This is a genomic window from Streptomyces atratus (genome assembly GCF_040655115.1).
Lineage (GTDB): Bacteria > Actinomycetota > Actinomycetes > Streptomycetales > Streptomycetaceae > Streptomyces > Streptomyces atratus_D.
The window spans coordinates 26055-33179 of record NZ_JBFAJH010000043.1 but is presented as its reverse complement, the minus strand read 5'-3'; the positions used below and the strand labels follow the sequence as shown (position 1 = coordinate 33179).

The following is a 7125-nucleotide window of genomic DNA, read 5'->3' as shown; positions in this document are numbered from 1 at the left end:
AGGGCCGGGGGCGTGGGGGGCTGCTCTCCGGTGGGTGGTTTCCACGGGGACGAAGGCCGGTTCGGGCACCCGGGTACGCGGCCGGCCAGGGCCGGGCGCATGGCGGGCCGCTCTCCGGTGGGCGGTTTCCACGGGGACGAAGGCCGATTCGGGCACCCGGGTACGCGGCCGGCCAGGGCCGGGCGCATGGCGGGCCGCTCTCCGGTGGGCGGTTTCCACGGGGACGAAGGCCGATTCGGGCGCCCGGGTACGGGGCCGGCCAGGGCCGGGGGCGTGGGGGGCTGCTCTCCGGTGGGCGGTTTCCACGGGGAATGGCAGCCGGTCTCGGCGCCCCGGCGCAGGGCCGGGGGCCTCGTGGTGACTGCGCCTGGGGGATCGGCGACCCCCGCAGTACGTAGCGGGGGTCTCCGGGACCTGGGGTGTCCCCCAGGGCGCGTCGGAAACAGTTCCACCCGTGGGCGTACCGACGGTAAGGGACTAGGCGAGGCCGCCCTCCGTGCCCCTCAGGTGGACGATGTCGCCCGCTGACACCGGTTCCTGGAGGCCTTCGTCGGTGGACAGGATCAGGCGGCCGTCGCCGTCGATCGCCACCGCCTCACCGGTGAGCGAGCGGTCGCCGGGGAGCTGGGCGCGTACCGTCCGCCCCAGCGTCGCGCAGCCCGCCGCGTACGCCGCCTGGAGGCCGCACTGCGCCGCGTCGCCGTCGACCGCGCGCCACTCCTCGTACCAGTGCTCCAGCGAGCGCAGCACGCCCCGCAGCAGCGTCTCCCGGTCGGTGGAGACCGCTCCGGCCAGGGCGAGGGAGGCGGCCGCGGGGACCGGGAGTTCGTCCGCGCGCAGCGAGACGTTGATGCCGATACCGACGACGACGCCGTTCGCGGCGCGCTCGGCCAGGATGCCGCCCGCCTTGCGCTCCTCGCCCGCCACGGTGACCAGCAGGTCGTTGGGCCACTTCAGCGCCATGTCGACACCCGCCGCCTTGGCCAGGCCGGTCGCCGCCGCGACACCGGCGAGCAGCGGCAGCCAGCCCCAGCGATGGACCGGTACACCGTCGCCGGGGGTCAGGTAGACGGAGAAGAACAGGCCGGAGCGGGCGGGCGCCGCCCAGGTCCGGTCGAGGCGGCCTCGGCCCGCGGTCTGTTCCTCGGCGACCAGGACAGTGCCCTCGGTGAGTTCCGCAGCCCGTCCCGCGAGGTCGGAGTTGGTGGAACCGGTCGTGTCCACGACGTCGAGCGAGGTCCACAGTCCGCCCGGCCGCAGCAGTCCGCGGCGCAGCGCGGCAACGTTCAGGGGCGGCCGGTCCAGGTCGGACCAGCGGTTCTGTGACGCATCCGGAGGTGTCATGCAAGCCACCCTAGGTGTGGCAAACGACGCACTGCCGAACGGTATCCGCGCCGATACGCTACGGATCAGTAGCCATTCAGTACCTGACCGGCAGCTGCCCGCCCGGCCGTCCTCGCGCACGCGTCGCGCACCCGGCCGCGCACGCAGCCGTAGAACCCACCAGTCAGTCGTCCCCGTGACCAGGCAGGGAGCCGCCACCCGATGTCCGAGCCGGAAGAGATCGACATCCACACCACCGCGGGCAAGATCGCGGACCTGCAGCGCCGTATCGACGAGGCCACACACGCCGGTTCCGCACGCGCGATCGAAAAGCAGCACGCCAAGGGCAAGTTGACCGCCCGCGAGCGGGTCGATCTCCTGCTCGACGAGGGTTCCTTCGTGGAACTCGACGAATTCGCCCGGCACCGGTCCACCAGCTTCGGCATCGAGAAGAACCGCCCGTACGGAGACGGCGTCGTCACCGGCTACGGCACGGTCGACGGCCGCCCCGTCTGCGTGTATTCGCAGGACTTCACCATCTTCGGCGGCTCGCTCGGCGAGGTCTACGGTGAGAAGATCGTCAAGGTGATGGACTTCGCGCTGAAGACCGGCTGCCCGGTCATCGGTATCAACGACGGCGGCGGCGCCCGTATCCAGGAGGGTGTGGCCGCGCTCGGCCTGTTCGCCGAGATCTTCCGCCGCAATGTGCACGCCTCGGGCGTCGTCCCGCAGATCTCGCTGATCGTCGGACCGTGCGCCGGTGGCGCGGTCTACTCCCCCGCGATCACCGACTTCACCGTCATGGTCGACCAGACCTCGCACATGTTCATCACGGGTCCCGACGTCATCAAGACGGTGACCGGTGAGGACGTCGGCTTCGAGGAGCTGGGCGGCGCCCGCACGCACAACACCACCTCGGGTGTGGCACATCACATGGCGGGTGACGAGAAGGACGCCATCGAGTACGTCAAGTCGCTGCTGTCCTACCTCCCGTCGAACAACCTCTCCGAGGCGCCCGCCTTCCCGGAGGAGGCGGATCTCACGGTGACCGACGAGGACCGTGAGCTCGACACCCTCATCCCGGACTCTGCGAACCAGCCGTACGACATGCACACCGCCATCGAGCATGTGCTGGACGACGGTGAGTTCCTGGAGACGCAGGCCCTGTTCGCGCCGAACATCATCACCGGCTTCGGACGTGTCGAGGGCTATCCCGTCGGCATCGTCGCCAACCAGCCGATGCAGTTCGCGGGTTGTCTGGACATCAACGCGAGCGAGAAGGCCGCACGCTTCGTCCGTACCTGCGACGCGTTCAACGTGCCCGTGCTGACCTTCGTCGACGTTCCCGGCTTCCTGCCCGGCGTCGACCAGGAGTACGGCGGCATCATCCGGCGCGGTGCCAAGCTGATCTACGCGTACGCGGAGGCGACCGTCCCGCTGATCACGGTGATCACCCGCAAGGCGTTCGGCGGCGCGTACGACGTCATGGGCTCCAAGCACCTGGGCGCGGACATCAATGTCGCCTGGCCGACCGCGCAGATCGCGGTGATGGGCGCGCAGGGCGCGGTGAACATCCTGCACCGGCGTACGATCGCGGCCGTCACGGACCCCGACGAGGCAGAGACGACGCGCGCCGAGCTGATCGCCGACTACGAGGACGCGCTGCTCAACCCGTACGTGGCCGCCGAGCGCGGGTACGTGGACGCGGTGATCATGCCGTCCGACACCCGGGCGCACGTGGTGAAGGGGCTGCGCCAACTGCGTACCAAGCGGGAATCGCTGCCCCCGAAGAAGCACGGCAACATCCCCCTCTAGAAAGGGTTCTGGCCATGATCAAGGTCGTACGGGGCAACCCGACCCCGGAGGAGCTGGCCGCCGCACTGGCAGTGGTCCAGGCGCGCGCCGCGGCGACGGCCGCTGTGTCGTCCGGCGCGCCCGCGCTGACCGGACAGTGGTCCGACCCGGGCCGTATCGCCCGCCGCGAACGTCACCGGCCGGGCCCGCGGGCCTGGGCACGGACGTACTGGCCGGCGTAGCCGTCCGGCCGCACGGTGCCTGCGGAGGCCCGGAACCGCCACCGTGGGTTCCGGGCCTTTGCCGTGCGGTCGCGGAATGATCTGGTCCGTACGCACCAGGGCGGCTGAGTACCCGTACTCAGGCGCAGCGGGCGCGGCCGCAGCAGGATCGGGGTCATGCTGTGGTCCGACCCCGAGAACAAGCCCCCGAAAGAGCTGCGCGACGCCCAGGACATGATGCGGCGCGTGTGGCTGGTGCTCGCGCTCGCCATGGTCGTCGCGATGCTGGCGCTGGGCACGCGCTAGCCGTGGGTCTCCGGTGCCGCGGCACGCGCCGGAGTCGTGGGTGCCCGGCGCCACGGCGTGGGCCGCGGCCGTGGATGCGTGGTACTGCGACCCGCCGGGCCCTTCTACGATGGCCGGTATGACTGACCAGCGCCGTCTCGTGCTCGCCTCCGCCTCCCCCGCCCGTCTCGGTCTGCTGCGCCAGGCCGGCTTCGCGCCCGAGGTGATCGTCAGCGGTGTGGACGAGGACGCGCTGACCGCCCCGACGCCGGGCGAGCTGGCGCTCGTCCTCGCCGAGGCGAAGGCCGTCGCCGTAGCCGGACGTCCGGAGGCCGCGGGGGCTCTGGTCATCGGGTGCGACTCGGTCCTGGAACTCGACGGCGAGGCGCTCGGGAAGCCGGCCGACAGCGAGGACGCCACCGCCCGCTGGAAGTCCATGCGCGGCCGGTCCGGGATCCTGCGGACCGGCCACAGCGTGATCGACACGGCGACCGGGCGTACGGCGTCCGCGACCGCGTCCACCATCGTCCGGTTCGGTGAGCCCACGGATGCCGAGATCGCCGCCTACGTCGCCTCGGGCGAGCCGCTCCATGTCGCGGGCGCCTTCACGCTGGACGGGCGCTCGGCACCGTTCGTCGACGCCATCGAGGGCGACCACGGCAATGTCATCGGGCTCTCGCTGCCGCTGCTGCGCCGCCTCCTGGGCGAACTGGATCTCTCCGTCACCGATTTGTGGGTCTGACGAGCACGGCCGACGCGCACGGGCGGGTCACGCGGGCGCCGGAGCGCCCTCATCGGCGCCGCCGCCGTTCCCGTCCGCCTCGCCGTCGCGCTTCCCGCGCACAGTCCCGTACGCCACCAGAGTCAGCACGATCAGCCCGAGCACGACCATCATGAAGGCGAACGCGGCCCAGCCGACCAGACCCACCGTCAGCGCGCCCAGCACACCGTGCACCACGGCGCAGCCGATCACGGCGAACCGGCCGACCCGGCCGGGGGCTCGGTCGCGGATGCCGGTCAGCAGCAGGACGAGACCGCACAGCAGCAGATAGAGGCCGGCGACGCCGCCCATCGCCCACGCTCCGGCGGACATGGCGGCGGGGTCGAGCCCGGCCAGTGACATCTCCTGGTTGTCGACGACCGTCGCCAGGATGCCGTTCACGAGCACCATGCCCGCGGCTTCCGCGAACAGTACGATCGCGGCCACGAAAGCCACCGGTCTGCGCACCACGGCGCTCACCCCCTGTTACCTGCAGTACGTGCGATAGCGCGGACCCTACTAACGGGTAATCCTTCGGACAAGAGTTCAGACCGCTCCGTCCGCCTCTTTCCGCACCCGGGCGCGGATCACACTCGGCGCATGAACCGCGCGTTGTCGTGCCCCTCGTGCGTCGGGCAAAGAAAACCGCGCTCGTTAGTAGGTATTCCACAAAGAAATGCCAGGAGCTACCCCTCCTATGAACAGAGACCTGGACCACACCTCGTGGCTACTGTGCGGTCATGAAACCCGGCGTACCGTGGTGCCACAAGGGATTTCGCGCTTCGAGAAGGCCTCGAATCACGCTCCGTGTGGGCAAGCTCACCAATGGGGACGGGTCGTATGGCCGTGTCGGTAGTCCCTAAACTCAGCTTGTTTCAAGGAGGGAGCCATCGTGCGCAAGGTGCTCATCGCCAACCGTGGCGAAATTGCTGTCCGTGTTGCTCGGGCATGCCGGGATGCCGGGATCGGGAGCGTGGCCGTCTACGCCGACCCGGACCGCGACGCTCTGCATGTGCGTGCGGCCGACGAGGCTTTCGCTCTGGGCGGTGACACCCCGGCCGCCAGCTACCTGGACATGGCCAAGGTGCTGCAGGCTGCCAAGGACTCGGGGGCGGACGCGATCCACCCGGGCTACGGCTTCCTGTCGGAGAACGCCGAGTTCGCCCAGGCCGTGCTGGACGCCGGGCTGACGTGGATCGGCCCCCCGCCGCAGGCGATCCGCGACCTGGGCGACAAGGTCGCCGCCCGGCACATCGCGCAGCGCGCCGGTGCCCCGCTGGTCGCCGGCACCCCGGACCCCGTATCGGGTTCCGAGGAGGTCGTGGCGTTCGCCGAGCAGCACGGGCTGCCGATCGCGATCAAGGCGGCGTTCGGCGGCGGCGGTCGCGGGCTGAAGGTCGCCCGGACGCTGGAGGAGATCCCGGAGCTGTACGACTCCGCGGTCCGTGAGGCGGTCGCGGCGTTCGGGCGCGGGGAGTGCTTCGTGGAGCGCTACCTCGACAAGCCGCGGCACGTGGAGACGCAGTGCCTGGCCGACAGCCACGGCAATGTCGTCGTCGTGTCGACGCGTGACTGCTCGCTGCAGCGCCGCCACCAGAAGCTGGTGGAGGAGGCTCCCGCGCCGTTCCTGTCCGAGGCGCAGAACGCGGAGCTGTACGCGGCGTCGAAGGCGATCCTCAAGGAGGCCGGGTACGTCGGTGCGGGCACCGTCGAGTTCCTGGTCGGTATGGACGGCACGATCTCGTTCCTGGAGGTCAACACCCGTCTCCAGGTGGAGCACCCGGTCACCGAGGAGGTCACCGGCATCGACCTGGTCCGTGAGATGTTCCGGATCGCCGACGGCGAGAAGCTCGGATACGACGACCCGGCGGTACGCGGGCACTCCTTCGAGTTCCGGATCAACGGCGAGGACCCGGGCCGCGGCTTCCTGCCCGCCCCGGGCACGGTGACGGTGTTCGCCCCGCCGACCGGTCCGGGTGTCCGGCTGGACGCGGGCGTCGAGTCCGGCTCGGTCATCGGCCCCGCCTGGGACTCGCTGCTGGCGAAGCTCATCGTGACCGGTGCGACGCGTGAGCAGGCGCTGCAGCGGGCGGCGCGTGCGCTGGCCGAGTTCAACGTCGAGGGCATGGCCACCGCGATCCCGTTCCACCGGGCGGCCGTCACCGACCCGGCGTTCACCGGCGCCCCGTTCCAGATCCACACCCGCTGGATCGAGACCGAGTTCGTCAACGAGATCAAGCCCTTCGCCACCCCCGCCGACGCGGAGGCGGAGGAGGAGGCAGGCCGTGAGACGGTCGTCGTCGAGGTCGGCGGCAAGCGTCTTGAGGTCTCCCTGCCGTCGTCGCTGGGCATGAGCCTGGCCCGCACCGGACTCGCTGCGGGTGCCAAGCCCAAGCGCCGTGCGGCGAAGAAGACCGGTTCCGCGGTCTCGGGTGACACGCTCGCCTCCCCGATGCAGGGAACGATCGTGAAGATCGCCGTCGAGGAGGGCCAGGAGGTCATGGAGGGCGATCTCATCGTCGTCCTTGAGGCCATGAAGATGGAGCAGCCGCTCAACGCACACCGCGCCGGCACGATCAAGGGCCTGGCCGCCGAGGTCGGCAGTTCGGTCTCGTCCGGCGCCGTGATCTGCGAGATCAAGGACTGATCCGCGTAGCCGCACCGGGGCCCCCGCGGAGTCGTACGAACGACTGCGCGGGGGCCTTTGCCGTTCGCCGGCTCCGTCCCGGTGTCGCGGCGGGT

General features: G+C 70.7%; 7 protein-coding genes. 5 read left to right on the top strand and 2 right to left on the bottom strand.

Features of this window, described 5'->3' with window-relative positions; translation table 11 throughout:
* Nucleotides 1-477: 477 nt before the first annotated feature.
* The gene (locus AB0I23_RS31710; protein WP_359114481.1) at nt 478-1344 is read right to left on the bottom strand and encodes a biotin--[acetyl-CoA-carboxylase] ligase; all 867 of its coding nucleotides are present in this window, start codon (nt 1342-1344) and stop codon (nt 478-480) included.
* 201 nt (nt 1345-1545) lie between these two features.
* Between AB0I23_RS31710 and AB0I23_RS31705 the strand changes: the two genes are divergently transcribed.
* From AB0I23_RS31705 to AB0I23_RS31690, 4 genes are all read left to right on the top strand, one after another.
* Nucleotides 1546-3138 (top strand): acyl-CoA carboxylase subunit beta, encoded by a 1593-nt coding sequence (locus tag AB0I23_RS31705; protein WP_359114480.1) that lies wholly within the window; start codon nt 1546-1548, stop codon nt 3136-3138.
* Between the two features lie 14 nt (nt 3139-3152).
* A complete protein-coding gene (locus AB0I23_RS31700; RefSeq protein WP_359114478.1) occupies nt 3153-3359 on the top strand; it encodes an acyl-CoA carboxylase epsilon subunit in 207 nt (68 codons plus the stop codon).
* A gap of 156 nt (nt 3360-3515) precedes the next feature.
* Nucleotides 3516-3644, top strand: coding sequence for a morphogenic membrane protein MmpB (gene mmpB, locus AB0I23_RS31695; RefSeq protein WP_266982230.1), 129 nt, complete (start codon nt 3516-3518; stop codon nt 3642-3644).
* Nucleotides 3645-3753: 109 nt separating this feature from the next.
* Nucleotides 3754-4365, top strand: a complete 612-nt coding sequence (locus tag AB0I23_RS31690; protein WP_359114476.1) for a Maf family protein — start codon at nt 3754-3756, stop codon at nt 4363-4365.
* A 27-nt stretch (nt 4366-4392) separates the two neighbouring features.
* On the opposite strand, the gene AB0I23_RS31685 is transcribed toward AB0I23_RS31690, so the two are convergent.
* Complete coding sequence (locus AB0I23_RS31685; protein WP_359114540.1) at nt 4393-4851, bottom strand: hypothetical protein; 459 nt, start codon at nt 4849-4851, stop codon at nt 4393-4395.
* A 424-nt stretch (nt 4852-5275) separates the two neighbouring features.
* On the opposite strand from AB0I23_RS31685, the gene AB0I23_RS31680 reads away from it, so the two are divergent.
* On the top strand, nt 5276-7030 hold the full coding sequence (locus AB0I23_RS31680; RefSeq protein ID WP_359114474.1) for an acetyl/propionyl/methylcrotonyl-CoA carboxylase subunit alpha: 1755 nt from the start codon (nt 5276-5278) through the stop codon (nt 7028-7030).
* The last annotated feature ends 95 nt before the right edge of the window (nt 7031-7125 follow it).